The organism is Dactylosporangium salmoneum, from assembly GCF_039532525.1.
GTDB classification, from domain to species: Bacteria; Actinomycetota; Actinomycetes; order Mycobacteriales; family Micromonosporaceae; genus Dactylosporangium; species Dactylosporangium salmoneum.
Genome location: NZ_BAAARV010000024.1, coordinates 208,357 through 234,887, shown reverse-complemented (window position 1 = coordinate 234,887; position 26,531 = coordinate 208,357). Strand labels below are relative to the sequence as shown.

17 protein-coding genes are annotated in these 26,531 nt (G+C 72.5%); 12 read left to right on the top strand and 5 right to left on the bottom strand.

Features of this window, described 5'->3' with window-relative positions:
• From ABD352_RS15780 to ABD352_RS15770, 3 genes are all read right to left on the bottom strand, one after another.
• Nucleotides 1-2,151: glycoside hydrolase family 2 protein (locus ABD352_RS15780; RefSeq protein WP_344613104.1), on the bottom strand; the 2,151-nt coding region annotated here is incomplete at its 3' end.
• Nucleotides 2,148-3,161: a Gfo/Idh/MocA family protein gene (locus ABD352_RS15775; RefSeq protein ID WP_344613103.1), complete on the bottom strand. Its 1,014-nt coding sequence runs from the start codon at nucleotides 3,159-3,161 to the stop codon at nucleotides 2,148-2,150. The genes ABD352_RS15775 and ABD352_RS15780, both read right to left, overlap by 4 nt.
• A gap of 85 nt (nucleotides 3,162-3,246) precedes the next feature.
• Nucleotides 3,247-4,242, bottom strand: a complete 996-nt coding sequence (locus tag ABD352_RS15770; protein ID WP_344613102.1) for an alcohol dehydrogenase catalytic domain-containing protein — start codon at nucleotides 4,240-4,242, stop codon at nucleotides 3,247-3,249.
• Nucleotides 4,243-4,485: 243 nt separating this feature from the next.
• Between ABD352_RS15770 and ABD352_RS15765 the strand changes: the two genes are divergently transcribed.
• The 3 genes from ABD352_RS15765 (at nucleotide 4,486) to ABD352_RS15755 (ending at nucleotide 6,035) form a co-directional block, all read left to right on the top strand.
• Complete coding sequence (locus ABD352_RS15765) at nucleotides 4,486-5,505, top strand: LacI family DNA-binding transcriptional regulator (RefSeq protein WP_344613111.1); 1,020 nt, start codon at nucleotides 4,486-4,488, stop codon at nucleotides 5,503-5,505.
• 111 nt (nucleotides 5,506-5,616) lie between these two features.
• Nucleotides 5,617-5,739: a hypothetical protein gene (locus ABD352_RS15760; protein ID WP_344613101.1), complete on the top strand. Its 123-nt coding sequence runs from the start codon at nucleotides 5,617-5,619 to the stop codon at nucleotides 5,737-5,739.
• Nucleotides 5,740-5,876: 137 nt separating this feature from the next.
• Complete coding sequence (locus ABD352_RS15755; protein WP_344613100.1) at nucleotides 5,877-6,035, top strand: hypothetical protein; 159 nt, start codon at nucleotides 5,877-5,879, stop codon at nucleotides 6,033-6,035.
• A 34-nt stretch (nucleotides 6,036-6,069) separates the two neighbouring features.
• Here the strand turns inward: ABD352_RS15755 and ABD352_RS15750 are convergent, their stop codons facing one another.
• Together ABD352_RS15750 and ABD352_RS15745 are read right to left on the bottom strand one after the other, a co-directional pair.
• The gene (locus ABD352_RS15750) at nucleotides 6,070-7,047 is read right to left on the bottom strand and encodes a LacI family DNA-binding transcriptional regulator (protein ID WP_344613099.1); all 978 of its coding nucleotides are present in this window, start codon (nucleotides 7,045-7,047) and stop codon (nucleotides 6,070-6,072) included.
• A gap of 155 nt (nucleotides 7,048-7,202) precedes the next feature.
• Nucleotides 7,203-8,336, bottom strand: a complete 1,134-nt coding sequence (locus ABD352_RS15745) for a Gfo/Idh/MocA family protein (protein ID WP_344613098.1) — start codon at nucleotides 8,334-8,336, stop codon at nucleotides 7,203-7,205.
• A 157-nt stretch (nucleotides 8,337-8,493) separates the two neighbouring features.
• On the opposite strand from ABD352_RS15745, the gene ABD352_RS15740 reads away from it, so the two are divergent.
• The 9 genes from ABD352_RS15740 to ABD352_RS15700 all read left to right on the top strand — a co-directional run bounded on the left by ABD352_RS15740 (nucleotide 8,494) and on the right by ABD352_RS15700 (nucleotide 26,514).
• Complete coding sequence (locus ABD352_RS15740; RefSeq protein WP_344613097.1) at nucleotides 8,494-11,367, top strand: glycoside hydrolase family 2 TIM barrel-domain containing protein; 2,874 nt, start codon at nucleotides 8,494-8,496, stop codon at nucleotides 11,365-11,367.
• 320 nt (nucleotides 11,368-11,687) lie between these two features.
• The gene (locus ABD352_RS15735) at nucleotides 11,688-12,707 is read left to right on the top strand and encodes a LacI family DNA-binding transcriptional regulator (protein WP_344613096.1); all 1,020 of its coding nucleotides are present in this window, start codon (nucleotides 11,688-11,690) and stop codon (nucleotides 12,705-12,707) included.
• Between the two features lie 422 nt (nucleotides 12,708-13,129).
• On the top strand, nucleotides 13,130-14,803 hold the full coding sequence (locus ABD352_RS15730) for an alpha-galactosidase (RefSeq protein ID WP_344613095.1): 1,674 nt from the start codon (nucleotides 13,130-13,132) through the stop codon (nucleotides 14,801-14,803).
• Between the two features lie 78 nt (nucleotides 14,804-14,881).
• Entirely contained in the window at nucleotides 14,882-17,764 is a 2,883-nt protein-coding gene (locus tag ABD352_RS15725; RefSeq protein ID WP_344613094.1) for a DOMON domain-containing protein, read from the top strand.
• A gap of 107 nt (nucleotides 17,765-17,871) precedes the next feature.
• Nucleotides 17,872-19,137: an enolase C-terminal domain-like protein gene (locus tag ABD352_RS15720; RefSeq protein WP_344613093.1), complete on the top strand. Its 1,266-nt coding sequence runs from the start codon at nucleotides 17,872-17,874 to the stop codon at nucleotides 19,135-19,137.
• A 38-nt stretch (nucleotides 19,138-19,175) separates the two neighbouring features.
• Nucleotides 19,176-20,564, top strand: a complete 1,389-nt coding sequence (locus tag ABD352_RS15715; protein WP_344613092.1) for an ABC transporter substrate-binding protein — start codon at nucleotides 19,176-19,178, stop codon at nucleotides 20,562-20,564.
• Between the two features lie 114 nt (nucleotides 20,565-20,678).
• A complete protein-coding gene (locus tag ABD352_RS15710; protein WP_344613091.1) occupies nucleotides 20,679-21,497 on the top strand; it encodes a carbohydrate ABC transporter permease in 819 nt (272 codons plus the stop codon).
• Nucleotides 21,494-22,438 carry a carbohydrate ABC transporter permease gene (locus ABD352_RS15705; RefSeq protein ID WP_344613090.1) on the top strand — a complete coding sequence of 315 codons (945 nt, stop codon included), beginning with the start codon at nucleotides 21,494-21,496 and terminating at the stop codon, nucleotides 22,436-22,438. Before ABD352_RS15710 ends, ABD352_RS15705 begins: the two co-directional genes overlap by 4 nt.
• Nucleotides 22,435-26,514, top strand: a complete 4,080-nt coding sequence (locus tag ABD352_RS15700) for a fibronectin type III domain-containing protein (RefSeq protein ID WP_344613089.1) — start codon at nucleotides 22,435-22,437, stop codon at nucleotides 26,512-26,514. The genes ABD352_RS15705 and ABD352_RS15700 overlap by 4 nt, the downstream gene beginning before the upstream one ends.
• Nucleotides 26,515-26,531 lie beyond the last annotated feature (17 nt).

Here is a 26,531-nt window from a genome sequence, read left to right as displayed (position 1 = left end):
GGCGCCGACGACGAGCACGCCGCCCGCCCCGCCGGCCCGGGCGACCGCGTCGGCGTCGCGCGGCGAGCCGAGCACCTCCCCCGCGCGGCCCGGCGCGGGCGGGGCGAAGACGTGCAGCGGGTACTCGGCCTCGACCGGCTCACCACCGCCGATCCAGGTGAGGCCGACGGTGTACCGGCCCTCCTCCTGCGGCAGCGGCAGCTCGACGGTCACCGGGTCGCCCGGGCCGTGCGCAGGCAGGGCGAGGCCGTCGACGACGGTCTCGGCGCCGCCGGGCGACACGGTGACCCGCAGCCGCCCGGTGGCCGCCGGCGCGTCGTTGGCGACCACAGTGGACAGTCGCAGGGTGCCGCCGGTGAACCCGTGCCAGGCCACGCCGGCGGGCACGGCCGTCGGCAAGGTCGCCCGGCAGGCCGCGGCGACCTGCTCGACCGCGGCCGGCTTCGGCTCGCGGCGCAGGTCCCACAGGCCGTTGTACTCGTGCGGCACGTCGGTCAGCTCGGTCAGGCACCACCCGGCGATCCCCGGCGTGCGCCGGAACAGCTCGATCTGCAGCCGGTCCGCGAGCCCCTGGTAGCGCTGGGTGCCTTCCACGAACGCGTCGGCACCGGCCGGCCAGGGCAGCCCGGCGAGGTCGCGCTCCAGGTGGTGCGGCCACCAGAACGGCGGCTCGGCCGGGCGTGGGGTGAGCGCGGGCAGCCCCCAGTCGCCGAACTCGCTGACGAGCAGGACGTGGCCCGGGTACGCCCCGGCGCAGCGGCGGGCGAGTTCGGCGAGGTAGGCGCGGCTGAGCCGGCCGTACCAGTGGGCCGTCAGAATCGGGCTCGCGTAGACGTACCGCGGCGAGGGCTCGATGTAGTCGTTCTCGATGACGGGCCGGGTGCCGTCGAGCTCGGTGACGATCCGGTGCAGCATCCGGGCGAAGCGCTCGTAGCCGCCGGTCGCCCGCACATCGCGGTCGGTGTTCTCGGCGCCGATCTCGTTCATCGCCGACCAGAGCACGACGCTGGGGTGGTTGCGGTCGCGGCGGACCTGCTCGGCGGCGACGGCGGCGCAGGCCTCGGCAAGGGGGCCGGTGTCGTCGAGCTCGTCGACGGCGATCGGCTCGGCCACCGGCAGGTCGCAGTGCACGAGCATGCCGAGTTCGTCGCACACGTCGAGGTACACGGGGTCGAACGCCTTGATGTGCAGCCGCAGCATGTTGAGCCCGGCGGCGCGGGCGGCCCGCACCTCCCGTTCGATCGCGGCCCGGTCACCCTCGGCGTAGAGGGTGTCGGCGCGGAAGCCCTGCACGAGGGCGGCCTGCACGCGCAACGGCTCACCGTTGAGCCACACGCGGCCGTGCTCGGCCGCGACCGTGCGCACGCCGAAGCGGACCTCGCTCGTGTGCCCGCCGGTGGCGAACACGGCCGTGTGCAGCGCCGGTGTCCGGGGCGTCCAGCGGGCCAGCCCGGACAGCGCCGGGGTGAAGGCGACCTCGCGCTCCTCGCCGGCGTCGAGGTCGACGTCGGCGGTCTCGGTGGCCCCGGCGATGGTGCAGGCGACGGTCGCGGTGGTCCGCAGGCCGTGGTTGCGCACCCGGACGGTGGCCCGGGGGCGGTCCGGGTCGGCGTTGACGAACGGGTCGAGCAGGCTCACCGGGCCGTGCCGGAGGAGGGTGACCGGCTGCCAGATGCCGCCGTAGCTCATGTAGAGGCTGGGCGGGCTCGGGAACAGGTCGTTCTTCCAGCCCTGCTTGCCGTGGGGGGCGCGCAGGTGCCGCGGGTCGCCGGCCGGCACGTCGTGCACGCGCACCGCGATGGTGTTGCGGCCCGGGCGCAGCAGGTCGGTGACGTCGAGCCGGAACGGGGTGTAGCCGCCGGTGTGTGTGCCGGCGAGAGCGCCGTTGACGTGCACCGCGGCCTCGTCCATCACCGCGGCGAAGTGGAGCGTCCAGGCGCCGGAGAGGTCCTCGCCGAGGTCGACATCGCGGGTGTACCACGCCACACCGTCGAGGGTCAGGTGCCCGTGGGCCTGCCAGAGCCCGGGCACGGCAATGCTGTCGTCCACAGTGGATGGTGGCTGTCCGTCCGGGGTGTCGCCGGGGTGGAAGCCCCAGGTGCCGTCGAGGCTCAGCTCGGCGGCGCCGGTGCGGGGGTCGGTGACGGTCATGACGCCGGCTCGGAGCCCGGTTCGGCGGGGATGTCGACCCGGCGGCCGCTCTCGTACGCCTCGACGATCGCCATGGCCAGGTGCAGGGCGCGGCGGCCGGCCCGGGCGTGGATCGGCGGCGGCGACCCGGCCCGCAGCGCGCTGAGCACCGCCTCGACGTGGCGGTCGAAGGTGCGGTGGAACTCGCGGGCCTCGTCGTTGAAGTAGCCCGCCTGCCAGACCGAGCGGGTCTCGTCGCCGGTGGCCTGCAGGGTGAGCCGGGCGACGGTGTCCTCGATGACGGCCCGGCCTCGGGTGCCGTTGAGCTCGACGAGCTGGGTGCCCGGGTAGGCGTAGGACGAGTCGTAGGTGCCGAGCAGGGTGCCGACGGCGCCGGAGGCGAAGCGCAGCGCGACGGCGAGGGTGGTGTAGGTGCCGGGGCGGGTCAGGTCGGTCATCTCGGCCGTCACCGAGGCGATCGGGCCGCAGAGGTGCTCCAGCAGGTCGAGTCCGTGGCACTGGGTCTCGATCAGGTTGGCATGCGGGGAGGTGCCGAAGTTGGGCTCGCCGCCGAAGCGCCAGGTCGCGAAGACCAGGTCGCCGAGGAACCCGTCAGCGATGGCGCGGCGGGCGCGCAGCACCGGCTCGGCGTAGCGGTGGTTGAAGTTGATGGCGAAGAACAGGTCGCGCTCGGCCGCCTCGGCCAGCAGGGTGTCGGCCTCGGCGAGGTCGAACACGAGCGGCTTCTCGACCAGCAGCGGCACGCCGAGGCCGATGAGCTCCCGGGTGGGTTCGAAGTGGCCCTCGTTGGGCAGGCTGACCGTGATGAGGTCGGGGCGCTCGGCCGCGACCATCTCGGCCAGGCTGGTGTAGGGGCGGGCGCCGTAGGCGGCGGCGCGGGCGGCGGTGCGCTCCGGGGTGCGCCCGGCAATCGCGACGAGGTCGGTGTCGGGCCGGCGGGCGAAGATGCGGGCATGCTGTTCGCCCCAGCCGCCGGCGCCGACGACGGCGACCCGCAGCGGGGTGCTCATGCCGCCGCCTCCGTTTCGCTCCGGCGCCGGCATGAGCCAGACCTGCGCCTCTTGTTCGCGGCCCCTCCGCTGCGCTCCGGGCCGCTCATGACTCGTCCTGCACGACGACGACCTTGCCGGTCTCGCCGCCGAGGAACAGCTCGAACGCGCTCGCCAGCTCGGCGGCCGGGAGCCGGTGGGTGATGATGGCCGAGAGCGCGGCGCGGTGGGCCAGCAGCACGTCGAGGTTGGCCGGCATCTCGGCGTAGGCGAAGTACTCGCTGCCCATGACGGTGCGCTCCGGGGCGATGAGGTCGGCCGAGACGTCGAGGGTGAGCCCCTCGCCGTGCCCGACGCAGACCAGGACGCCGCGCTTGCCCAGCGCGTCGAGGGCCTGCCGGCGGGCGGTGGTCTTGCCGGTGGAGTCGACGGCGGCGTCGACGGCGCCGGGCATGGCGCCGCGGACCGGGGTGGCGCCGAGGCGCTCGGCGAAGTCGAGCCGCCAGGGCGAGAGGTCGCTGACGTAGATCGGCACGTCGGCGCCGTAGCGGATGCGGGCCATGGCGACCAGGCCGAGGCCGATCGGGCCGGCGCCGGCGACGAAGAGCGACTCGACGTCGGCGCGCATGCGGTCCAGCCGGTCCAGCGCGTGGCTGCTGGTGCCCATCACGTCGAGCAGGAGGGTCGCGTCGGCCGCCGAGACCTCGGCCGGGACCGGGAAGAAGTTGCTCTCGTGCACGATCTCGTAGGGGCCGTAGCCGCCGTCGGCGGTGAAGCCCATGTCGTTGCGCTTGGCGAAGCACTGGTTGGTGTGGCCGAGCGCGCAGCTGCGGCAGGTGCCGCAGTAGTCCATGAGGAAGACCGCGCCACGGGTGCCCTCAGCGGTACCGGTGCCCTCGCCGGCGGCGACGACGGTGCCGGCCGCCTCGTGGCCCGGAACGACTTGCGAGCCCTGGAAGTACTGCTCGCGGTCGGTGCCGCAGATCGCGTTCGCGCCGACCCGCAGCAGCAGCTCACCCGGCCCGGGGTCGCGGTAGGTGCGCTCACGCAGTTCGATCTTCCCCGCGCCGGTGAACACCGGCGCCATCGCGGTGCGGGGCATCAAAGCCCTCCTCGTCATTCGCGTTGTAGCACGTCAAACGCGGTTCGCGGCCGCATCCCGGCCGGTTTACCACGTGGCAAAGACTGTTTTACCACGTGGCAGAGAACCTGTACAGTGACACCCGGCAGGCCCCGAAGGTGCGGCCGCCGCACACACACAGCTTCGGCACCGGGGACAGCGCGCTCAGGACACTTCGCGGCGGCCCGGGTGCCGCTCGCAGAGGAAAGGCGGTCCGCGTTGGCCGTGACGCAGGAGGACGTCGCCCGCCGCGCCGGGGTGGCCCGCAAGACGGTCTCCAACGTGATCAGCGACTACCCGCACGTCAGCGAGGGCATCCGCCGTCGCGTGCTGGCCGCCATCGAGGAGCTCGGCTACCAGCCCAACCGGGCCGCGCAGAACCTGCGCTCCGGGCGCTCGGGCATGATCGGGCTGGCCGTGCCGGAGCTCGACGTGTCGTACTTCGCCGAGCTGACCCGCCTCGTCGTGCAGGCCACCGAGCGGCGCGGCCTCACCGTGCTGATCATCCAGACCTTCGGCGAGCTGCAGCGCGAGCACGAGTCGCTCAACGGCTTCGGCCACCAGCGCCTCATCGACGGGCTCATCTGCAGCCCGATCGCCAGCCGCGCCGAGGACATCCACAACCGCGGCGGCGGCTTCCCCGTCGTCCTCCTCGGCGAGCAGGTCTCCGTCGGCCCGCAGCAGCACGGCATCGACCACGTCGGCATCGACAACGTCGCCGCGGCCCGCGACGCGACCGCGCACCTGCTCGCGCTGCCCCGCCGCCGGGTCGCGTTCCTCGGCGCGAGCCGGCGCGGCGACACCAACATGGCCGACCTGCGGTTGATGGGCTACCGCACTGCCCTCGCGGAGGCCGGGTTGCCGGTGCGGCCCGAGCTGGTGTTCAGCGTCGACGGGTACCACCGCAGGGATGGGGCCGAGGCGGTACGGCGAATGCTGACGCTACCGCCGGAGGAGCGCCCCGACGGGATCTTCTGCGCGAACGACCTCCTGGCCCAGGGCGTCATCCGCACCCTGCACGACACCGGGTACCGCATCCCGCACGACGTCGCCGTGGTCGGCTTCGACGACATCGACGAGGCCGCGTACAGCATCCCGTCGCTGAGCACGATCTCGCCCGACAAGGCGCAGATCGCCGAGACCGCGGTGGCGCTGCTGCTCGACCGGGTCGGCGGCAGCACGGAGGCCGACCACGACACCGTGACCGGCTACTCCCTCGTCGTCCGGGAAAGCACCCGGGTCTGACCGGCGTCCAGGGCGCCCGGCGAACACCGGGCGCCCCGGACGAGTACACCTAGCTGATCTGGATGCTTCGATAGTTGGCCCGGACGTCCTCGGGCCGGCGCGCTCCACGAGGTGAGATTGACGCGGATCGCCGGGTTGACCGCGAGGGCGGCCTGCACCATCGGCACGATCGTCGCGTCGTCGTGGCTCACGCTGAAGCTGGCCAGGGAGGTGTCGCCGGGCACGTCGTCGTAGGTGTAATAGGGTGTGGCCTCATTGGGGCGTGCTCCTCTGCCGTGCGTAGGGCCGATTTGCCACGTGGCAGAGATTTGCCACGTGGTAAGCCACGTGGCAAGGTGCCGATCGATCGGCCGCCGGCTACGCCTCAGACCGTGGCCCCCCGTCCGGCCGACGAAGCAATGGCCACGCCTCCGTCGTGCTGGGTCTTCTCCGCGACCCAGCCGTTCCAGGGCATCCGGGTCAACAACGCCACGATCACCGACCCGACGTACGCCGGCATCATGGTCCAGACCGACTACAGCGTTCGATGATCCCCAGACCGCGGCCTCCGTCGGAAGCCGAACCTCAGGGGACGTATCGGGTACTCTCCCGGAGCCGGACGGTGCACGGGATGCGCCTGACCCGCGGCGTGAGGGCTCCGTCAGGGGCGAGCACCAGCCCCATCGCCTCCATCCCCAGGGTCTCCAGCGGGATGTGTACGGTCGTCACCGCCGGCGAGATGTCGCGGAGCGGGAGGATGTCGTCGAACCCGGCGATCGAGATTTCCTCCGGCACCGACAGGCCGAGCTGCCGGAGGGCGGCCATGGCGCCCACCGCCATCACGTCGTTCGCCGCGAACAAGCAGCTCGCCTCGATGCCGGAGGTGCGCCAGCGCATCGCGGCGGCGAACCCGCCCTCGCGCGTGAACTCGGCGTGCATCACGTGCCCGGGGTCCAGCCGCAGTCCCCGGTCGGCCAGCCCCTGACGAAACCCGGAGACCCGATCGCGGGAGGTCCGCAGCGTCGCCGGGCCGGCGAGGACCACGAACGACCGGTGCCCGAGATCGAACAGGTCGCGGGCGAGGTCGCGGGCGCCCGCGCTGTTCTCCACCAGCACCGTGTCGACCCCCGGCAGCTCCTGGCTGATCATCGCCACCCGGCCACCACCGCCGGTGAACGAGGCGATCTCCCGCCGCAACCGCGCCTCCGACGCCTGGTCGGTGCTGCGGCTGCCGGCGAGGATGACCGCTCGGCAGCGCAGCTGCCGCAGCGACGCCAGGTACTTCGCCTCCCGCTCCGGCCGACGCCGGGTGTCGGCGAGCGTGACGATCATGTCCTGCTCATCGGCCACCCCAGTGACCCCGGCGGCGATCGAGGAGAAGTACGGGTCGTTGATGTCGTGGACGATCAGGCCGACGACGTTGGCGTGGCTACGCCCTGCCGCCTGCGACGCGACGTTGGGCAGGTAGGAGAGTCCTCGCAGCAGCTCCGGTGCGGGACGGCCCGGTCCGCCGGTGAAGTCACGCGAGGTCGTCGCGACCGGCGCGCCGACCATCCTCGCCATCTCGGCCAACGTCGCGGGGCTCACCGGTTCCACATGGCCTCCCGTACCGTCCGGTTGCTAACACTGCGCCATCGGCCCGCCGCGCGCAATACCGCGGGGTCAGCTGCGCGTCGGCCGCCCACCGGCAGCGGCTGGCGGAAGACAGGCGTATCGCGCTACAGCCAGCCGGGCCGCGGCCGAAGCTCGGAGAACCGCTGCGACTGGGCGACGGCGCGCTCGATGTCCCACTCGACCCCGGCGATGCTGTTCCGCGGCCCGAGTTCGTCGTCGTGGCGGCGGCAGGCCCCGGGCGGTACGGGCCGGACCGGCTGGCCGGCCAGCCACTCGACGACGCCGACGAACGGCCGGGTGTCCTCGATCGGGCAGGCCAGTCCGGCGCCCGAGTCACGTATCGCCCGGAGCAGGTCCTCGAGCAGGTCCACGCGGGTGTGCCGCTCGGTGACCGCGGGCCGGTCGGCCGGCGCGATCTCCAGCACGTCGGTCTCGTACCACCACCGCGCGCTCCCCCGGTCACTTCTCACCTGCACGTACGGCGGAACCGGGCGCTCGGCGCAGAGGGTGACCGCGATCGTGATCAGGGGCCGGCCCGGGGCGGCCAGGCGCAGGCAGCCGGTGTCCTCGACCTCGATCTGCCGGGTCCGGTACAGCTCGGCCTCGGCCCGCGGCCGATCGGCCGCGCCGACGCCGGCCAGCCTCAGGCAGTTCATCACGGCGTGCGCGAACGGGTTGGACAGGGCGCCGTCGTTGACCGCGGCGCCGTCGAGCCGCCGGCGCCCGGCCCAGGGGGCCCGCGCGTAGTAGGCGTCGGCCCGGGTCCAGCAGCCGGTCGCGCCGATGTGGGTGACCTCTCCGAGCTCGCCGCCGCCCATCAGCTCCCGCAGCCGGGTCAGCGCCCCCGAGCCGAGGCTCTGGAAGCCCACCTGGCAGAGCCGGCCGGCCGCCGTCGCGGCGGCGGTCATGGCGTCCAGATCGGCGAGCTGGACCGCCGGCGGCTTCTCCACCAGCACGTGTGCGCCGGCGGCGAGCGCGGCGCAGACCATCTCCCGATGCCGGTGCGGCGGCGTGGCGACCACGACGATGTCGGGACCCACCTCGAGCAAGGTCTCGTAGTCCTCGAAGAAGGTGCCGCCCAACCCGGCGACCCGCTGGAGCTGGTCGGGCCCGGGCGGGCGCAGATCGGTGCACCCGGCGAAGCGCACCCGCCCCGCGCCGGCGAGACGCTCGATGTTGTCGAAGTGCACCGCCCCGTAACCGCCGGTGCCCACCAGCGCGACCCGCGGCGGGCTCACCGCGGCGCCCGCCGGCGGAGTCCCGGCCTCGATCCGGGCAGACGAGCCATCACGTCCTCGATCCTCCAGTCGCCGCGATTCGGCGGGGCAAGCGCTTTCCCACTACGGTGATCACCGTAGTACGCCTCGTCCGCCCAGTCGACAAGGACCTTCGAGCATGACTACTCTGATGGCCGGCACCCCCGCCTACCTCACCGACTTCGGCCGTTGCGTGGGCGCCCTGCCCCCGCGCGCCGCGGTCCGCACCGACGCGCCGACCCTCGAGCTGACCGGAACCTGGCGCTTCCTGCTCTCGCCCGACCCCACGCGAGCACCGGACGGCTTCTGGGCACCGGACTTCGACGACGCGCACTGGGCGCAACTGCCGGTGCCGTCGAGCTGGCCGATGCACGGCCACGGCGCTCCCGCGTACACCAACATTCGCTACCCGTTCCCCGTCGACCCGCCGTACTTGCCGGCGGAGAACCCGATCGGGGACCACCGCGTCACATTCGGGGTGCCGGCGCAGTGGGCGGGCCAACGGGCAGTGTTGCGCTTCGACGGGGTCGACTCGTGCGGCCGGGTCTGGCTCAACGGCGTCGAGCTTGGCGTTACCCAGGGCAGCCGGCTGCCGGTGGAGTTCGACGCGACCGCGGCGCTGCGCCCCGGCGAGCACAACGTGCTCGCGGTGCGCGTGCACCAGTGGTCGGCCGGCAGCTACCTGGAGGACCAGGACATGTGGTGGCTGCCGGGGATCTTCCGGCCGGTCACCCTCCAGCTGCGCCCCGCCGGCGGCATCGCCGACGTGTTCGTTCACGCCGGCTTCGACCACCGCACCGGCACCGGGACCCTGCGGGTACAGGCCCCGCCCGGCGCCCGGCTCACCGCGCCCGAGCTCGGCCTGCGCGACGCGCCCGCGGACAGCCCACACGCGATCCCGGGCGTGCGACCGTGGAGCGCGGAGAGCCCCGCCCTCTACGACCTCGCGGTGAGCACGGCGACGGAGACCGCCCGGCTGCGGGTCGGCTTCCGCACCGTGGCCATCGTCGACGGCCTCCTCACCGTCAACGGCCGGCGCATCCAGCTGCGCGGCGTGAACCGGCACGAGTTCCACCCGGACTTGGGCCGGGTCGTGCCGGCCGAGGTGGTGCGCGCCGAACTGGAGCTGATGAAACGCCACCACGTCAACGCGATCCGTACCAGCCACTACCCGCCGCACCCGCAGGTCCTCGAGCTCGCGGACGAGCTGGGGTTCTGGCTGATCGACGAGTGCGACCTGGAGACCCACGGCTTCTCGGAGGTCGGCTGGCGCGGTAACCCGGCGGACGACCCGCGCTGGCGCGACGCTTGCCTGGACCGGATGCGGCGGATGGTGGAGCGCGACAAGAACCACCCGTGCGTCATTCTGTGGTCGCTGGGCAACGAGGCCGGCACGGGGGCCAACCTTGCCGCCATGGCCGACTGGGCGCGCTCGCGCGACCCGGGCCGCCCGATCCACTACGAGGGCGACGGCGACTGCCGCTACGTGGACGTGTACAGCCGGATGTACGCCTCGCCGGAGGAGGTCGAGGCGATCGGGCGCGGCGAGAACCCCGACCAGGCCCGCCGGGCGCTGCCGTTCATCCTGTGCGAGTACGCGCACGCGATGGGCAACGGGCCGGGCCGGCTGGCCGAGTATGAGCGGCTGTTCGACACCTACCCGCGCTGCCAGGGCGGCTTCGTCTGGGAGTGGATCGACCACGGCATCCGGCGGCGCACGGCCGACGGGCGCGAATACTTCGCCTACGGTGGCGACTTCGGCGAGTCGCTGCACGACGGCAACTTCGTCATCGACGGCCTGGTCTTCCCCGACCGCACGCCGTCGCCGGCGCTGGCGGAGCTGGCCGCGGTCTACGCCCCGGTACGGCTGGAGTTCACCGGCGACGGCCGGCTGCGTGTGAGCAACCGGTACGCGCTGCGCGACCTGGCCGGGGTGCGCTTCGACTGGCAGTGCGCGGCCGAGGGCGAGCCGGTCGCGCACGGGGTCCTGGCGGTGCCGGAGCTCGCGGCCGGGGCGGCCACGACCGTGCCGTTGCCGCCGCTGCCCGAGCCGCCGGCGGAGACCTGGTTCACCGTCACCGCGACCACGGTGGCGGACGGGCCGGGGCTGCCGGCCGGCAGCGTCCTGGGACTGGCCCAGACCCAGGTGCGGCCGGCACCGCCGGCGCCCCGGCCCGCCGGCGCGCGGGTGCGCCGCGAGGCGGACGGGCTGCTGCGCCTGGGTCCGGCGGTGTTCGAGCCGCGGTACGGCCGGCTGGTCCGGCTCGGCGAACTGGAGGTGGCCGGCCCACGGCTGGACGTGTGGCGGGCGCCGATCGACAACGACCGGCTCGGCCCCGACCCGCTGGAGCGGCGCTGGCGGGCGCTCGGGCTGGACCGGATGACCCACCGGTTGCGGGAGCTGGCCATCGACGGGGACGAGCTCGTCAGTGTGACCCGGGTCGCCCCGGCCGGCGGCGACCTGGCCCTGCTGGTCACCTGCCGCTGGTCCGCCGACGCCGACTCGCTGGGGCTGACCGCAACGGTCGTCCCGCTGGGCGAGTGGAGCGTGCCGCTGCCGCGGGCGGGGATGCGCCTTTCGGTGCCCGGCCGGCTGGGCGAGGTCGAGTGGTTCGGCGGCGGTCCGGGCGAGGCGTACGCCGACTCGCGCGCGGCCGTTCGCATCGACCGGTTCGCCGCGAGCGTCGACGAGCTGCAGACGCCCTACGTGTACCCGCAGGAGAACGGCAACCGGACCGCGGTGCGCTGGGCCCGGCTGCGCGCGCCGGACGGCTCGGGCCTGCGCATCACCGGTCATCCGACGGTGGAGTTCAGCGCGCGCCGGTGGAGCAGCGAGCAGCTGGACCGGGCCCGGCACACCACCGACCTCGTGGCGGGCGAGCGGGTCGTCGTCAACCTGGACGTCGCCCAGCAGGGCCTGGGCAGCGCGGCCTGCGGCCCCGGCCCGGCGCCGGGCGACGTGCTGGCGGCCCGGCCCTTCACGCTGTCCTTCTCCCTGCGGATGGAGCCGTAGCGTTGCTTCTGGTTGAATTTCGTTGGATTATGGTGTCCAGAGTCGTCTCAATGCCGCGGAGGTGGCCCCGGGCTTCGTATGTCTGCTGTCGAGGGCTGATCGGCAACACACCCGTCACCAGGGAATCTCGGCCTGCGTCACGGGTGGCCGCCGGCTGCGGGCTGCCGTCGGTTCCGGTTGGAGCTCGTTGACATTTGGTCGAGCCCGCCAAGACCGGTCGCCGCGGATTTCGTCTGCGCCGGCCGGCCGGATTGGTGGTGCGGGATAACGTCGGTACCGTGAGATCCTCGTCCGCGCAGGCCTCAGGAGCCACGAGTCCGATGAGCACACCGCCCATGACCGGTACGGGCCCCTACCGCCCCACCATGGCCGACGTCGCCCGGCTGGCCGGGGTCAGCCTCAAGACCGTGTCGCGGGTGGTCAACCACGTGCCGACGGTCGACCCCGCGCTGGCCGAGCGGGTGCTGGCCGCGGTCTCGGAGTTGGGGTTCCGGCGCAACGACATGGCGCGCAGCCTCCGCTCGCGCAGCACGTCGGGCACCATCGGGCTGGTCATCGACGAGGATCTGGCCAACCCCTTCTACTCCAGCCTGGCGGCCGGGGCCGCGCAAGGCGCGCTCGATCACGACGCCATGCTCATCACGGCCACCTCGGCGGAGGACAGCGACCGGGAACGCGGCCTGGTGCTGGAGATGTGCGAGCGGCGGGTCGCCGGGCTGCTCGTGGTGCCGGCCGGGGGCGACCAGAGCCATTTGCGCGCCGAGATGGAGGTGGGCACGCCGGTGGTCTTCCTCGACCGCCCGCCCACCAGCATGCGGGCCGACACCGTGCTCATCGACAATGAACAGGGCGCCCGCAGCGCCATCGAGTATCTGGTGGCCCGGGGCCACGAACGCATCGGGGTGCTGGCGGACCGGCTCACGATCTACACGATGCGCGAGCGGCTGGCGGCCGCCGAAGCGGCGATGGAGCGCGCGGGGGTGCCGTACCGGGCGGACCTGATCGTGGACGGGCTGCACTCGGTCCCGGACACGCAAGCGGCGGTGGAGCGGATGCTGGAGTCGCCGGAGCCGCCTACCGCCCTGTTCGCGCTCACCAACCGGCTCACCCTCGGCGCGCTCAGCGTGCTGGGCCGGCGGCGAAGCGACGTGGCCATCGTGGGCTTCGACGACTTCGAGGCCGCCGCGCTGGTGCCGCATCCGCTGACGGTCGTCTCCACCGACGCCCGCGAGATGGGCCGCGTCGCCGCGGAGCTGCTGTTCGAGCGGATCGCCGGGGATCGCTCCCGGCCCCGGACGATCGTCATCCCGACCACGCTGGTGGAGCGCAGCACGGGCTGACCGGCGCCCGGCCGCGTCGCGTCCCTCGGCAACCACGCGAGACAACGTTCGCCCGCGTCGGTCACTCCCCGCTTCGGCCGGGCCGGTCGGAGCACCCGGGTCCATGGGCTCCCGGCCGCGCCGCACCGGCCGGCGCACGGTACCCACGGACACACCGTCACCACGGGAAATCCACGCCTCCCGGCACCATTGTCGCCTTCCGCGGCCGGTCCGCCGCGCCGTGCGCAGCCGCCTCGAAGTCGCGTCGGCATCGGAGTCTGTTAGCGCCGACGGCTAGACAACGTTGTCTCACGCGAGTTACGGTTCCCCCGCGCTAAGCCCCCGCTAGGGCCGGAAGGGCACCTTTGATGGACCTTATGGACAACTCGCGCCTCTGGGCCGATGGAAATGTTCTTTGTACGCACAACATTGCGGTAACAGCGTTGACCGACGGCGCGCAGCTGCAGGCGGCTCCGCAGGCCGAGGCCACCGTGGTGCGGATCATCGGCACCGAATCCGGGACAACGTTGGTACGACTCGACGTCCCGCTCGGCGACGGGGTCGGTTACTGGCACCCCGCGGCCGGCTGGGAGCGCCCGCTGCCGGCGGACTGGGAGGGCGACTGGCGGCGGGTCGGGCTCATCAACTCGGCCGTCGCGGGCTGCCTGTACGACGGCGCGGGCCGTTCACTGCTCGCCTTCGCCAGCGACCGCGGCGACGCGACGACGCTGATCCGGTTCGGCGTCTCGGAGGACACGGCCCGTTTCGGCGTGTGGCTCGCGATGCCGATGCGGGCCGGCGAGGAGTGCCGGCTGCGCATCGAAGGGCCGGGGCGCCCCGTTGACGACGCCCTGCGCGACCTGGCCCGGTGGATGCCGGGCACCGGCGACGCCCTGCGCACACCCGACGCCGGCCGCACCCCGGCGTACTCGACCTGGTATTCGATGCACCGCGACGTCAGCGCCGCCGCCGTGGAGGCCGAAGCCGCGATCGCGGCCGAACTGGGATGCGGGCTGCTCCTGCTCGACGACGGCTGGCAGGCGCACGCCGACAGCCGCAAGTACTCCGGCTGCGGCGACTGGACGCCCGATCCGGCGAAGTTCCCGGACTTCGCGGCGCACGTGAGCCGGGTGCAGCAGATGGGGCTTTCCTACGTCGCCTGGATCGCTCCGCTGCTGCTCGGCGAGCGCAGCCCCGCCCACGGCGCGCTCGACGGCCTCGCCCCGCACCGGGTGCCCCGCCTGGCGTGCCAGGTGCTGGATCCCCGGCAGGACAAGGTGCGGGCCTTCGTCGTGCAGCGCTGCGCCGAGCTCGTGGAGCGCTACGGGCTCGACGGCCTGAAGCTCGACTTCCTCGAGACGGCCATGGTCTACGCGGCGAGCGGCGGTGACGGTGCCGCCGACGTGAGCCAGGCGATGCGCGCGCTGCTCGACGAGCTGCGCACCCGCCTGCGCGCGCTGCGCGGCGAGGAACCGCTCATCGAGCTGCGCCAGCCCTACGCCGGGCCGGCCATGCGCCGCTTCGGCAACCTGCTGCGGGCCAGCGACTGCCCGGGGGACGCGACCGCCAACCGGGTGCGCACGCTGGACATCGCCCGGCTCGCCCCCGGCGCGACGGTGCACTGCGACATGCTCATGTGGGACCCGTGCGCCGGTGTCGAGGCCGCCGCCCGGCAGCTGCAGTCGGCCCTCTACGCGGTACCGCAGGTCTCGATGCGGCTCGTGGAGCTGTCCGCCGAGCACCGCGCGATGACGGCCTGGTGGCTGGGACTCTGGCGGCAGTACCGCGACGTGCTGATCGACGGCGAGCGCCACGCCGGCCGGCCGGACGAGCGCGACGCCACCGTCACCGCCTGGAACGGCGACCGGGCCGTCATCACGGTCTTCGGCGAGCACCGGGTGGTGCCGCTCGAGCCGAGACGGTTCACCGACGTCGCCCTGATCAACTCGACCACCGCCGAGCACCTCGTGCTCGACCTCACCGACAGCGCCCGGGTCCGCCTGACGGTCACCGACGCCTGCGGCAGGCCGGCCGGCACCCATGTTCGGGAGCTCCGTTCTGGCCTGCACCGCCTGCCGGTACCGCCGGCCGGGCTGTGCCGGCTCTCCCCTGCCTGACCAACCCCGCCTGACCAATCCGCCGCATGGCAACTCCGCACCGACGGTCCTCGCGACACACCCCTCGGAGGTTTGTTCATGTCCGACACCCCAGACCCCAGCACGACCGGCCCGGGCACCGAGGCCCGGGGCATCACCCGGCGCCGCGCCCTCGCATACGGTGCCGCCGGCACGGTCGGCGCCGCGCTGACCGGCGTCCTGAGCACGGACCAGGCCGCGCAGGCGGCCACCGCGCCGTCGATCGACCTCCGCTTCGACGACCCGACCGCGCTGTTCCCCATCGACGGCTCCGGCCGGGCCACCCCCGGCCTGCTCGTCACGGTCACCGCCCCGGACGCGCTCAGCGGCGCGGTGGCCTGGGCGGTCAACGCCCGCAGCACGCAGACCGTCCGCACCGGAACCGTAAGCTTCACCGCCCCGGCGGGCACGGCGCAGACCACCACCATCGCGCTCGGCGCGCTGGACCCCGACTACTACCGGGTATCGGTCACCGTCACCGACGCGACCGGCGCCCAGTTGCTCGCGAAGACGCTGGGGCTGGGCGTGCTGCGCCCGACCGTGTCCGGGGTGCGCCCCGGTTCGGCGTTCGGCCTGGGCATCCGCTCGGAAGGCAACCCGGCCGTCACCAAGCGGATCGCGCAGCTGATGGGGGTCAAGTGGACCCGGGGCCTCGCCTCGGTGCAGCCGGACACGGTCAGCCCGGCGCCGAACACGTTCTGGGGGCCGGCCGACGTCGACAAGGCCCGGGCCGAGGTGGCGGAGTGGCTGAGCTACGGCATCTCCCCAATGGGCGGCATCAACTACAACATGTCCTGGAACGTGCAGCCCGCCGCGAACGGCCAGCCGCTGCCGACGTACCGCAACCGGCCCAAGGACATGGTGGCGCACGCGGACATGGTGTACCACGCCATCGCCCCGCTGCAGGACCTGGTGAAGGACTGGGAGCTGTGGAACGAGCCGTGGGTGCACGGCCGGTACTGGTCCACCGGGGACTCGCAGGACTACCGCGACATGAGCAAGCTGATCTGGAACCGGGTCAAGCCCGACTTCCCCGACGTCAACCTGATCGGCGGCGGCTCGGTCAGCTACAACCGCGACGCGGTGTACGCCAAGGGCTCCACCGACACCGGATACATCGACGGCTCGGTGAACCACGCCTACGGATACCCCGACGCCACCCAGTACGCGATGGCCAAGACGCAGGTCAAGATGGACAGGCGCTGGTCCCGGTCCGGCGGGCGGGGCGGGCAGTGGCAGACCGAGTGCGGCACCTCGGTGGTCAACTCGTTCCCGAGCCTGCCGGTCGAGCAGGCCATCTACGGCGTGGCCCGCACTCTGGCCCCGACCTACCTGCTGCACATGCTCGCCGGGGCGGAGGAGGACTCGCCGATCCGGATCTTCTGGTTCTCGCTGTGCTACGACAAGCCCTACTCGGGCCAGGAATTCAACATCTATGACAGCAGCACGAAGACGCCGCTTCCGGCGGTGGTCGCGTACACCACGATGACCAGCATCCTGGAGGACGCGACCCTGCAGACCGAGCTGTACCCCGACGCCAAGTCCACCTGGGGCTTCCTGTTCCGCACCGAGGACGGCAAGGGCCGGGCGGCGATCTACGCCGACCAGATCTACAAGGGCAGCGACGAGTCGTCCGCCGCCGGGCACCACGGCACCCTGAAACTGCGCGACGCCCACGGCGTGCGGGTCTACGACTACCTCGGCCGGCAACTGGCCGACGGGTCGGCGAACCTGGTGAAGCTGCCACTGAACCCGTGGGAGGTGCTCTACTTCGACACCGACCGCAGCGCCGGGGAACTGCGCGAGGTACTGACCACCAGGGCCTCCTTCGAGTACGACACGCCGCTGCTGGTCACGCCGCTGGCGCTGGTCAAGCCGCTGGACGCGGGTAGCGAGCTGCAGGTGCGGGTGGAGAACGTGTCCCCCGGTGTGGTCGAGGCGATCCTGCGGGTCGCCGCACCGCCGGGATGGACGCTGGAGCGCACCAACGTCCCGCTGCACGAGCTGGCGCCGGGCGAGCAGCGCGTGGTCAGCTTCCCGATCACCGGCTACCAGCTGAGCCCGGGCAACGAGTACCGCGTCGACTGGACGATCAAGCTGCCCGGACGCAACGACGTCACGCCGAGCGGGTCGCAGACCGTGCGGGTCGCCTACCTGCCCTTCCGGTCGATGACCGTGGGCGGCGGCGCGGACCAGTGGAGCGACGTCATCCCGGTGACGCTGACCAGCGTGAGCGCGACCGGCGACACCAAGAAGTACGCGATGCGCGGCGCCTGGGACGACGACTTCCTGTACTTCCGCGCCGAGATCCAGGACGCCGTTGCGTCGTTCAACGTGGCATTCGCCGCCAACCCGTACCTGTTCCCGTTCCAGGCCGACAGCATCCAGCTCGGCTTCGACACCGGCAACAAGCCGGACGACCTGCTGGCCGGCGACCGGCACTACGAGAAGTGCCTGGTCTCGCTCTCCCACCTCTACGTGGCCACGCTGGCCAGCGCCACCCCCGACCACGCCAGCGCGAACGCCTTCGCCCAGCTGCACCGTCAGTGCGCGCCCGGCACCAACTACCAGACCTACTACCCCACCAACGCCGCCCTGCCGACCCCGCTGGGCCCGATGGACGCCACGGCAACCGGCGGGCGCGAGGGCCGAATCCTTATCACCCGCGACGCCGTCGCCAAGGTAACCGTCTACGAGGTGGCCATCGCCTGGAGCCAGCTGCCCGAGCTCAAGGCGACCCTGCCGGGCGCGTCCGGCGGCAACGCGACGATGGCCTTCGCGTTCGCCGTCGCCGACGCGGGAACCGGCGGGCACGGCATGACCTACTCCACCGCGCAGTTCGAGGCGCCCCAGTCGTCCTGCTACAACTTCGCCGCGTTCTGGGGCACCGGCGCACAGTTCAGCGGCGGCCGCGTCGACACGCGCTGGGGCCTCGGCCGCTGAAGCGGCGCCACCCGATCCCCCCGGCCGCGGGGTGAGCGACCCGCGGCCGGGCCCCCAATCGTCAACCTTGGCCCGACCAGAGCCCGAGCAGAGAAGGAAACACAGCCGTGACCAGCGTCGACGGTAGCCCCTCCGCGCCCCCGTGGGCGGACTCGCCGGCCATCCGCATCACCGGAGTACGGGCGATGCTGACCGCCCCGGCCGGCACCACGCTCGTGGTGGTCCGCGTGGACACCAGCGAACCTGGCCTGTACGGCCTGGGCTGCGCGACGTTCACCCAGCGCGCCGCGGCGGTGGCCATCGCGGTCAACGAGTACCTGGCGCCCCAGCTCATCGGCCGTGACCCGGCCGACATCACCGACATTGCCGGCACGCTGCACGTGAGCGGCTACTGGCGGTCCGGCCCCGTGCTCAACAACGCACTGTCCGGAGTGGACATGGCGCTGTGGGACATCAAGGGCAAGCAGGCCGGGCTGCCGGTGTGGCAGCTGCTCGGCGGGCGCTGCCGCACCGCCGTGCCGCTGTACGGCCATGCCTCCGGCCGGGATGCGCACGAGGTCGCCGATGACGTCAGGCAGATGATGGCCGAGGGCTACCGGTATGTGCGATGCCAGGTGGCCGTGCCGGGAGCCGGCACGTACGGGGCGCCCAGTGCCGCGGCGCCGGCCGGTGCCCGCCCACCGCTGACCGCGAACGCGTGGGATCCGTCCGCGTACCGGCGCGCCGTCGTCTCGCTCCTGACGCATCTGCGCACCGAGCTGGGCGAGGAGATCGAGCTTATCCACGACGTGCACGAGCGGGTCCACCCGACCGACGCCGTCGGGCTGGCCAAGGACCTCGAGCCGTACCACCTGTTCTACCTCGAGGACCCGGTGGCCCCGGAGGACATCGACTGGCTGCGCCGGCTGCGCGGCCAGTGCGCCACGCCGATCGCCATCGGCGAGCTGTTCACCAACCCTGCCGAGTACCGTCCGCTGCTCGCCGACGGGCTGTGCGACTTCATCCGCGTGCACGTCTCGGCGATCGGCGGCATCACGCCCGCCTGGCGGCTGGCCAACGCGTGCGAGCTGTACGGCATCCGCACCGCCTGGCACGGTCCGGGCGACGTCTCCCCGATCGGGCACGCGGCGAACCTCGCCCTCGACCTCGCGAGCCCCAACTTCGGCATCCAGGAGCAGCATCTGTTCGCACCCCAACTGCGCGAGGTCTTCCCGGGCTGCCCCGAGATCCGCGACGGCCACCTGTGGCCGAGCGACCAGCCCGGCCTCGGCATCGACTTCGACGAGAACCTGGCGATGCGGTTCCCACCCCAGCGCCTCGGCCACGCCTGGACACCGCCCCGCCGGGCCGACGGTGCCCTGCAACGTCCGTGACCCGTACCGACACCCCGAAACCCAGAAGGAGCAACACCGTGGATACCCCAACCAGCGCGCGGCCCGATGCGGTACGCCGGCGCACCGCATCGGTGCCGCTGATCGCCGCCGTCGCGGCCGGCGCCTGCCTCGTCACCGGCCTGACCGCCTGCTCCAGCAGCTCGGACTCCGGTTCCGGTGAGAAGGTCACCCTGACCATCGGCCAGTGGACCAACCCGGGGGCGATCGAGTTCACCAAGCAGCTCAACGCCGCGTTCGAGAAGGCGCACCCCAATGTCACGGTCAAGCTGCAGCAGGCGCCGACCGCCAACGGGGCGTGGCAGCAGCTGACCAGCAGCATGCTGCAGTCCAAGTCGGTGGACGTGCTGGCCCAGTTCGCACCCACCCAGCAGGCCTTCGCGCCGTCCTACACCAACCTGAAGCCGGGCGGAGCCGCGGCACTGGTCTCCTCGGGCCAGCTGGTCGACCTCAAGGACCAGCCGTTCATGAAGAGCTACGACCTCACCAATCAGCAGGCCGCCGTCGGCTACAACGGCGGGATCTACGGCGTGATGGCCGCGGAGTACGTTTCCGCCGGATCCGTCTGGTACAAGAAGGACCTGCTCGCCAAGTACAACATGGAGGTACCGAAGACGTACCAGGAGTTCCTCGACGACTGCGCGGCCCTGAAGGCCAAGGGGATCACCCCGATCTTCGCCGCGGGGAAGGAAGGCCTGCACGCCGGCGTCTGGCACGGCATCATGAACCAGACGCTGATGGCGGGTCACCCCGCCGCAGACTCGGTGAAGGTGTCCACCGACCGGGCCACCGCGTTCTGGCAGAAGACGCAGTCCTGGGCCGACCCGGTCTACAAGAGCATCTCCGAGCGGTACCAGCAGGCGATGCCGTACCTCGAGCCGGGTGCGGCGGGCGTCTCGCAGCAGACCGCTCCGGGCGCGTGGGCCAGCCAGCCGGACAACTTCCCGTTCCTGTTGGACGGCTCGTGGGACGGCGCGACGATCCAGCAGGCCAACCCGAAGCTGAACCTGGGCTTCTTCATGCTGCCCGGCACCAACGACCCGGCCGCCAACCGGGTGGCCATCAAGCCGGACCTGACCTGGGTGGTACCGAACAGCGCTCCGCACAAGGACCTGGCGCTGCAGTGGCTGGAGTTCTTCTCCCAGCCGGACAACTACAAGAAGTGGCTGGAGGCGACCGGCTCGATGTCCACCCAGCCGGCGCTGCAGGACACCGGGCTGCCCTGGATGGACTGGCTCAACGCGCACATGACCGACTCGTTCGTGGCGCTGACCGCCCCGTGGGTGCCGGCCGGTGCGTCGACCGACGCGAGCGGTCCCGACCTGTACAAGATGGCGCCGATCGGCAACGACAGCGTGGACACCATCCTCGCCCGCTCCGCCAGCGCCTACCAGAAGGCCCTCGGTTAGTCCTTACGTCACGGTAGAAGGGAGGGCGGCGTGTCACGCTGTTTGTTCGGCACCCCACGGACCCGACGGTTCATTCCATGGGCGAGCATTGCGATACCGGGACTCGGGTGGCTGGTGTTTGGGCTGTACCCGTCGCTGGCGACCATCGGGTACTCGTTCACGCAATACTCCGGCCTGCCGGGTACGCCGCTCAACTTCTGCGGCCTGTGCAACTACTCCAACGCGTTCACCGCGCTCTCGTCGGAGGTGTGGGGCGCGGTACGCGTCACGCTCATCTACGTGGTCGGCGTGGCGATCGTGCAGAACGCGATCGGCATCGGGCTGGCCCTGCTGCTCAACCGGCGGGGCCGGTCCTACGCCATGTACCGGGCGCTCATCTTCATGCCGCAGATCTTCTCGGTCGCGGTCGTAGGGGCGATCTTCTCGCTGATCTTCGACCCGTTCTCCGGCCCGACCGAGAAGATCCTGCAGGGCGTCTTCGGGGTCACCAGCACCTTCCTCGGCTCCAACCAGCTGGCGCTGCCCCTCGTGATGCTGGTCAACGTCTGGATGTTCTCCGGGTACTCGATGCTCATCTACATCGCCGGGCTGCGCAACATCCCGTCAGAGGTGTACGAGGCGGCGTCGATGGACGGCGCGGGGCGCTGGCGCATGTTCCGCAGCATGACCTTCCCGCTGCTCGCGCCCGCCTTCACGGTGAACATGTTCCTGGCCGTGGTGGGCGCGCTCGGCGAGTACGCGCTGATCCTGGTCCTCACCGGGGGCAACTTCGGCACCCAGACGCTGGGCATCTACATGTTCAACTCGGCGTTCCTCAGCGGCAACGGCCAGCTCGGGTTCGGCTCGATGCTGGCAATGCTGCAGTTCTTCCTCACCCTGGTCGTCGGTGGCGGCATCCTGTGGGCCCTGCGGCGGCGGGAGGTGGCGCTGTGACGACCTCGGCGGTGCTCCCTGACCGCACCCGGACCCAGGCCACGACGCCGCCTCGGCGTCGGCGCGGCATCGGGGCGCTGCTTCGCGGCGCGCGCACGAACGTGGTGTGCTTCCTCATCTCGGTACTGCTGTTCGCGTTGCCGCTGTTCTACCTGCTGCTGCAGGCGTTCAGGTCCTACCCCGACTTCCTGCAGCACCCGACCGGCCTGCCGCAGGAATGGACGCTGCAGAACTTCGCCGCCGCTTGGGAGCAGGGCGACTTCGGCCGCCAGATGATCAACAGTCTGGTCTACTCGGTGATCCCGACGGCGATCACCCTCGTGCTCGGGGTCTTCCTCGCCTTCCCCATCTCCCGCGGGTACTTCAAGCACTCCAACGCGCTCTACACGTTCTTCATCTTCTCCGGCTTCCTGCCCGGCGGCCTGATCCCGCTGTTCATCGAGGCCCGGACGCTGCACCTGTACAACAGCATGCCCGGCTATCTCGTGATGACCAGCCTGTCCGGCGCCGGGTTCTTCTTCTTCGTCGGGTACATCAAGGGAATCCCCCGCGAGATCGACGAGGCGGCCGTGCTGGACGGCTGCGGGTACATCCGGTTCATCCTCACCTTCATCATCCCGCAGATGAAGCCGGCGCTGGCCACCTTCGGCATCTTCGGATTCGTCGCCTCCTGGAACAGCCTGATCCTGCCGCTGGTCATGCTCTCCGACGACGCGCTGTGGCCGGTCACCCGCGGCCTCTACTCGTTCTTCGGCGAGCACACCCAGAACTGGCCGGTCGTGGCCGCGGCCACCTTCATCGTGGCGGCGCCGATCCTGGCGCTGTTCATCCTGCTGCAGCGCTACCTCGTCGAGGGGGTCGCCGGCGGGGCGGGCCTGGGCACCCAGGGCGTCGCGCCACGGCAGGCGTCGCTCGGCGAACCGTCCGGCGGGACGGAGTGAGCCGCCCGGCCCGGCTCGGCCGGCACACCCGGTGGGAGCCGGGCCGGGCGAGCGTCACCTTCCGGCTGCACGACCCGATCGACCATCCCGAGTTCGCGTGGCCGCGGACGCTGCTGCACTGGCCGGTGCGCTGGCCCGAGCCGGCGCTGCCGGCCCGGCGGCTGCGTCTGGTCGACGCCGTGGGCACGCCGGTGCCGTTCCAGCTGTCCGAGATGCGCACCGACGACGAGGGACGGCTGCACAGCGCGGTGGTCGGCTTCTTCGCCGCCCTGGCGCCCGGCCAGTCCCACGAGTTCACGCTGTGTGCCGACGAGTCGATCCCACTGGCAAGCGTCGCCCACCCGGTGACGGCCGTACAGGACGACGACGGCATCGTGGTGGACGCCGGAGCGATCCGGGTGCGCCTGCCCCGATCCCACCGGCCCGGCGCCGGGCAGGAGGCCCCGCCGACGCCGGGCCCGATCCTCGCGCTGGACCGCGGGCACGGCTGGGTGGGCCGATCCGCGCTGGCCGGGGTGCGAGCCCAGGTGGAGCGGATCGACGTGCGCGAGGTCCAGGCCGGGCCGCTCGTCGTCGCGTACGAGATCGGGTACCTGTTCGCCGGCGGCGGCCGGTACACCGCGACCGTGCGCTGCGTGCAGGGATACGACTTCGTCGAGCTGACCGAGCGGATGCGCGACATCGACGGACCCGTCCCCGAATGGGAGCTGCGCTGGGACGGCTTCTCCCCCACGCACCGGTTCTCCTCGACCTGGCCGTACTCCCAGGACGCCACCGACCACCTCGACCCCGGCTCGCCGGAGACCTACCGGTGGCCGGGCATCGACGAGCCGCTGCTGGTCGCCGACAGCGGCGAGGACCCGGCCTTCTCCGGACCGGGCCGGCCCGAGGATCCGCGGGAGGAAATGGCCTTCACCGTCGGACCGTACGCGCCCGCGTACGCCTGGGACATCCGTCCACATGCGACCTTCTGGGACGTGCGCACAGGCGACACCACCGGGGTGTTCGTCCGCGACCCGGGCCGGTGGGACGACCACCGCTACGCCTCCTGGGCCTCGGCCCGGGACCTGCAGATCCGCTTCCGCTACCGAGACGGGGTGCTGCACTGGCGGTGGCCGCTGCGCACCGGCACCCGGCGCACCGGGATCGCCTTCTACGACCACGAACGCGACCGGGACGTACTGCGGTCACAGCAGGAGAACGCGCACGCGCTTTCGGCGCGGTACGACATCGATCCCGAGGCGGCCCGGCGAGCCGCCTGCTACCAGTCCACCCACGTTCGGCAGCTGTACCACTGGCACAGCACCCTGGACCTCGACCGGGTCAAGGACTGGGAGCTCACCTACGGCGGGCGGCGCCCGGCCCCGCTGTGCGCCACCGGCGAGATCCGCACCGGGCGGGAGCTGTTCACCGCACTCTTCGCCGGCGCCGACGGCCCGCGACTGATCGCGCACGGCGTCAACGAGGTCGCCGGCTACCTCAACATCGGCCAGCGGCCGCTCTATGACCGGCTGCTGGACGCCTACGACCGACTGCGCGGCGCGCTGACCCCGCGGCAGGCCGCCCGGGTCGACGCGCTGCTGCTGCTGACCGGGTACGTCAGCGCCGGCGAGGAGATCGGGCCGATGCGGCGGATGTTCGGCGGCCATCCCAACTTCATGTCCGACGGGAAGGCGGCGCTGGCCTGCCTGGCCTGGTTCTACCCCGAGCATCCCGCGGCCGGCGACTGGCTCGACCAGTTCGAGACGTTCCTGCGGCTGGCCGGGGTGTACAACACCCGGCCGGCACTGCCCGACCGACAGGCCAGGCCCGGCCGATGGACGGAGAGCCTCGCCACGTACGTGTGGGCGTTCCTGCGCCCGGCCACCCTCGGCAACGCACTGGGCATCCGCGCCGACGGCCACAACCGGCTGTGCACACCGCAGTTCGCGGCCCTGGGTGCATGGCTGGTCGACGCGCTGACCGCCCCGGTGACGACCGCCGCCGCGCCGGACACGGACGTGTCGGCCACCGCACCCGGCGCGCTGCGCATGCACCCGCCGCAGGGCGCGCACGCGAGCTGGCCGCGCCGGCCACCCATCGAGATGCGGCTGCTCGGCGAGCAGCTGCGCCGCTACCGCCCGCTCGTCGCCGAGCACCTGCTGTGGGGCTGCGACGCCGCGGGACACCGGCTGGACCAGCCGCGCGGCGCCGCCGACCCGTGGCGGACGCTGCATCCCGCACCCGGGGACCGGGGCACCAACCCTCGCCTGGGCAGTAGCAAGTACACCGGGTACGGGATCACGCTGCGCGCCGGCGTCGGCGAGCCCACCGAGGTGTCGGTACACCTGCAGCAGACCGACCGCGGCCCCAACTACCGGTGGGGCATCGCGAACGACAACGGCAGCGGGCACCTGTACTACTACGCCGCTGGACGCGCCTACAGCGGGCACGGCCGGGAGGACGCCGGGGACCGGCGCGCGCCGGACGCCACCTTCGTCAGCTCCTGCGGCATCTGGCGCGGCGGGGCGTTGCGGTCGCTCGGCCCCAACACGCTGGACCGACCGCACTACGACCTGGACACCGCGCAGTACGCCGAGATCACCCCCGCCCGGGACAGCCCGGTGTACGGCCACTATCTCGGCCGCAGCGTCATCCTCGTCGGCCGCGACTACCTCGTCGTCTACGACGCGGTGGCGGCCACCCAGCGGATGGTCTGGACGTGGGTCACGCTGACCCGGCCCACCGGCGGCGACGCCAACAGCAGCGACCACCTCACCGACCGGATGCCCTTCATCCACGTGGTGCGCGGCGTGCGCACCGACGGCGCGGGCGGCGGCGAGTTCTGCACCCCGGTCTCCCAGGGGGTACGCCTGGAGAGCCCGCCCGACGCCACCACCGGCAGCACGCTGGCGATCGTCAGCCACCGCGACGACCTGACGATCGACCCGCAGCACCGCACGACCTGGGGTGCCCGGATCACCACCGCGGACGGCGTGGACTACGTGTTCCGCCACGAGCGGGCCGCCCATCACGAACCGGAGGCCCTCGACGTCACGCTCGACGCCGCGGGGCTGCGCTTCCGGGGCACGGCCGGGGTGATCCGCGTCCGGCGCGACGGCGAGCGGCAGCTGGTGCTCTTCCACGGCACCGCGATCGGCACCGACGATGTGCTGCTCACCACCGACGACCCGGACCTGGGCATCAGCCTGTGCTACCGGGCCGGCGCGCACGAGTGCCACGGCAGCTACCGCGCCCCGGGCGACACCACGCTGACCCTGCGCGTGCCGGCCGGCCGGCGCGGCGCGGCCTTCCACGTCGACGGCGCGCCCGTACGGCCACTGCGCGAGGCCCCCGAGGAGGTGACCGTGGCGCTGCCGGCGGGGCGGCACCGGTGGGAGCTGACCACGCACGCGCCCCGCCCCGCACCCGCCGGGGTGCGCCGCACCGTGAGCGCCGGCGCCGCCGCCGAGGTGCACTTCACGCCGGTGCCGGCGGCCGAGGAGTACCTCGTGCAGCTCAGCGAGGACGGCGGCGACACGTGGCGCACCGCCGCGACCGCCCGGACCAGCCCCTGCCGGCTCACCGGCCTGGCCGACGGCACCAAGCTGCACGTGCGGGTCGTCGCCGCGAACTCCCGGCACCAGGCCCCGCCCGGCGCCGACTACCCGTTGTACGTCACCGACGCCCCGCCCGCCCCGCCGCACGGGCTGGCTCCGCGGCCCGTCCCGGGTGGGGTCGAGCTGAGCTGGGGCGAGGTGCTCGGCGCGAGCGGGTATCGGGTGCTGCGCCGCCGCCGCGGCGAGGCCGGGTACCGCGAGATCTTCGCCGGTCTCGCGTTCTCCTACATCGACCGTGCGGCGGCCCCCGGCGACGAGTACGCGGTGGCCGCGGAGAATGGCAACGGCCTCGGCCCGCCGAGTGCACCGGTACCGGCCGATCCTGGTAGTTGGCGGCACTGGCACCCGCCGGTCCCGCTGACCTTCCGCCGGACACACACCTACCACGAGCCGCCCTACCTGCCCGACGGGGCGGCTCCGCAGGAGTATGACGCGCAGCGACTGCCGTCCGACCTGCCAGCCATCACCGGTCCATAACCGCAGGGGGTTCACTT